Source organism: Allobosea eneae, assembly GCF_042657265.1.
In the GTDB taxonomy this organism is placed as follows: domain Bacteria; phylum Pseudomonadota; class Alphaproteobacteria; order Rhizobiales; family Beijerinckiaceae; genus Allobosea; species Allobosea eneae.
In genome coordinates, this window is record NZ_JBHSLW010000086.1 from 1 (window position 1) to 3,219 (window position 3,219).

3 protein-coding genes are annotated in these 3,219 nt (G+C 63.7%); 2 read left to right on the forward strand and 1 reads right to left on the reverse strand.

Features of this window, described 5'->3' with window-relative positions; translation table 11 throughout:
* Positions 1-182: 182 nt before the first annotated feature.
* A complete protein-coding gene (locus ACFPOB_RS29245; protein WP_068180410.1) occupies positions 183-1,088 on the forward strand; it encodes a DUF1403 family protein in 906 nt (301 codons plus the stop codon).
* Positions 1,089-1,150: 62 nt separating this feature from the next.
* Positions 1,151-1,858: an SMC-Scp complex subunit ScpB gene (scpB, locus tag ACFPOB_RS29250; protein WP_068180412.1), complete on the forward strand. Its 708-nt coding sequence runs from the start codon at positions 1,151-1,153 to the stop codon at positions 1,856-1,858.
* Positions 1,859-2,183: 325 nt separating this feature from the next.
* Here scpB and ACFPOB_RS29255 read toward each other — a convergent pair whose 3' ends face one another.
* A complete protein-coding gene (locus ACFPOB_RS29255; RefSeq protein WP_082736632.1) occupies positions 2,184-2,975 on the reverse strand; it encodes a class II glutamine amidotransferase in 792 nt (263 codons plus the stop codon).
* Positions 2,976-3,219 lie beyond the last annotated feature (244 nt).

Consider the following 3,219-nt stretch of genomic DNA (forward strand, 5'->3'; position numbering starts at 1 on the left):
CCGTCTTCCGGTTGACCGGAAGGCTCGTTTCGCGGTTCGAATTCGATGGAATCTGGCATCTTTTGGAGGGTATCGAACTGTGTCCGATAAGGCAAGCTTACCGGGCATCAAACCGGACTGACGGTGACGGCGGAAAGTATCCTATCTTGCGCAATTAGCGCCGCCGTGGCTATGCTCACACCATGGATGCGACGCCGATTCCCCGTCCGAAAAGCCTCGCGCGAGCGAGAGGGATCAAGCCCGTCGGCGCATCTGGCGAGCCCGCCAACTCCCTGATTCCAAATCCACTTCCGCGTTGGATCGGCTTTGCCGCAAGCGCCGACCGGCGCGACGCCGCGTTCGCGGCCGGCGCGGCGTTGCTCGCGCTCGACCAGATCGTCCGCTCCGACCCGCCCTGGCTCGGCGTCCTGCGCGCCCGCCTGACGCTCAAGGCCGCCAGCGTCGCCGCAAAACTGCTGCGCCAAAAGGCCGACGAAGCGGCGTTGCGCGACGCGCAGCATCTCACCCGGCCCGGCGACGATCCTGGGCCAGCCGGTCGCCTGCACCAGATGCTGCGACAGATCTCGTCACGGCCGACGCGGCAGGCCGGCGACATCTTGCCGATGATGGAAGCTGAACTGCGCGGCGCGCCCGTCGCCGCCGAATTTTTGTCTCTGCTCGAGGCCGATCTGGTGCTCGCCCAAAAGCTCGGCTGGGGGACGCCGCTTTTGCTCCATGCCGGCGTCGTGTTCGACCCGGCACTGCGGCACGGCCCGGACGGCCGCCGGCCCCGCGCCGACCGGCCGGACTGGCATGTAGTCAGCGATCGCGCGCTCTTCGTTGCGATAAGCGCATGTCACGCCCAGGCCGTGACGCTGGCCCGGCGCGCCGAAAACTTGGCCGTGGCGGCCAAAAATCTGCGCACCCGCGACGAGGGCCGCGGCCTGGCGCTTGTACTCGCCGACGATGCGGTCGCGCCCTGGCGCATGGTCGGACGCGCCGGGTTCGGCTCCGACCGGGCGGCGCGACGCTTTTGCGAAACGCTCGCGACGCAAGGCGCGCTTCGGCTGCTGACCGACCGTCCGACGTTTCGGCTGTACGGGCTGTGATCATGATCCGCGCATCAAAGCCGCAGCGCTTGGGCCGATTGCGTGAGGGGGCCGGCTGAGCCATGGCCAAAGCCGCGCGCCTGTTCGACGCCGAACTCGCTGATCTGCCAGCAGAGCTGCGCTGGCGCGAATGGATGGGCAGAATCGAGGCGGCGATTTTTGCCTCGCCTACGCCTGTGCCGCGCGAGACGCTGGCCGGGCTGGTCGGGCGGTCTTGCGTGCTCGATGAACTGATCGCCGACATTCGCGACGAGCTGAAGCCGCGCCCCTATGACCTCGTCTTCGTCGCCGGCGGTTTCCAGCACCGCTCGAAGGCGCGGTTTTCGGAGGCTATCCGCACTGTGCTCGGCGCGGGCGAACCCGGCCCGCCATCTCTGTCGAAGACGGAAAGCCTCGTCATCAGCGCGATCGCCTACTTGCAGCCGGTGACCCGGGCCAGCATTTCGCGGCTGCTCGGCAAGGAGATCAGCCGCGACATCATCGCCAAGCTAAAACGCCTCGATCTGATCGGCGCGGGGCCGCGCATGGCAGAACCCGGCGCGCCCTTCTCCTATGTCACCACGCCGACATTTCTGTCGGTGTTCGGGTTCGCCAGCCTGCGCGACCTGCCCGAGATCGAGGCGATGCAGGAGGCCGGGTTGCTCGATCTCGCGCAGGACGAGATGATGCCGGTCGATCCGCTCGACGACCGTCTGACTGAGGGCGATGAGCTGGAAGACGACATCCGCGATCAGGCTTTTGATGCGCCCGATCGCTTGCCCGCCGACTGAGCAGGCGGCCGGCTCGCGACCGCCGCATAGGCCGCCAGCGGCTATGCAGACTACGTTTACGCCGGATCGAACAGGACTTCGAACTCGCGACCGGCTAGGTAGCGCAGTTCTCGGCGATGATGGGCCGCTGGTTGGCGATTTAGAGAATCGGGCGGACGGGTTCATGTTGCGAACTTGGGCGGGGTCATGAGCGACCGGGCGACGTGCTGCTCGCCATCAGAAATCCCGGATTTCTCGGAATCGAGCGCGCGGCTGATAGTCTGGAAGACGACGGTCTCCTGGCGAGTGAGCATTGTCGCTGTGACCAGCGCTTGTGAAGCAGCCCTCAGGCGGCGCCTCGCAGCGGTTCATACCCGAAACTTCGAACGACTGGCGGGCGTCCGCGGCGAGAGATCAGAGAGCATCCGCTTGGGATTTCGTGCCATCTCTGCCGCTCTCCGTCAGTCGGCTCGGACGCAACGACCAGCCCGTTTGGCGCGCCTCGATAGTATACTCGGGGGGGACGCCCCCTGTTGGCCCATCGGAATGCAAATAGGGTGGTGCCGTCTGTGAGAGCCGCGCTGAATCGAAGAGTTTCGGTGATCCCGGCTAAAGCCATCAAGGCGCAGATTGCCTGTAGCGTGCTTGTCATGGCTGATGGGGGGTCGTCTAAAAGCCCGTTTCCGATGGCTGCGAGGAAGATCGCTTCCGAGTCCGTCGTACCCAAACGTGATCGAAGAAGCCTTGCCGGGATCATCGCTTCAATAGCCCCGCGAATTTGCTGATAGTTACCAACCTGCCCGTTATGCATGAATAACCATTCACGGTGCGAGAAAGGGTGGCAGTTCGACAGCGATGTGGCAGTGCCTGTTGATGCCCGGACATGCGCGAAAAACATCGCAGATCGCACGCCCCGGCATGTTTTCGACAAGCCGTCGTTTGCCCAGGCAGGCTCGACGCCGCCGTACCGGCGAGGTATCGGTTGATCATCGTACCACCCGAGCCCAAATCCGTCCTCATTCTTCGTCGTTTTGCCCTCTTGCGCGCAACGTGATTGCTGGACTAGCGAATTGGCCGGCGCGCAAATGATGTCGCCGACAAAGACGGGCTCGCCTTGATAGGCAATAAAGCGGCACATTCATGCTTACCCAGCGGCGTCAAGACCTACTAGAGACGATGCTTTTTCAGGGTAAAATTTAGGTTAATGGCTTACATCGCAATGGGCATTGAAGGTCCAATGAGCACCCTCGTGAACCAATGGGCTTTTGGCCGGGCCAATTAGCACTACTTTGGCAGATTTCTAACACGGGCTGCATTTTCGGGATTCCCGCGGAGCGGTTTGCGTGATTCATGGGTGGCCGGCTTCTGGAGGGCCGGCCATG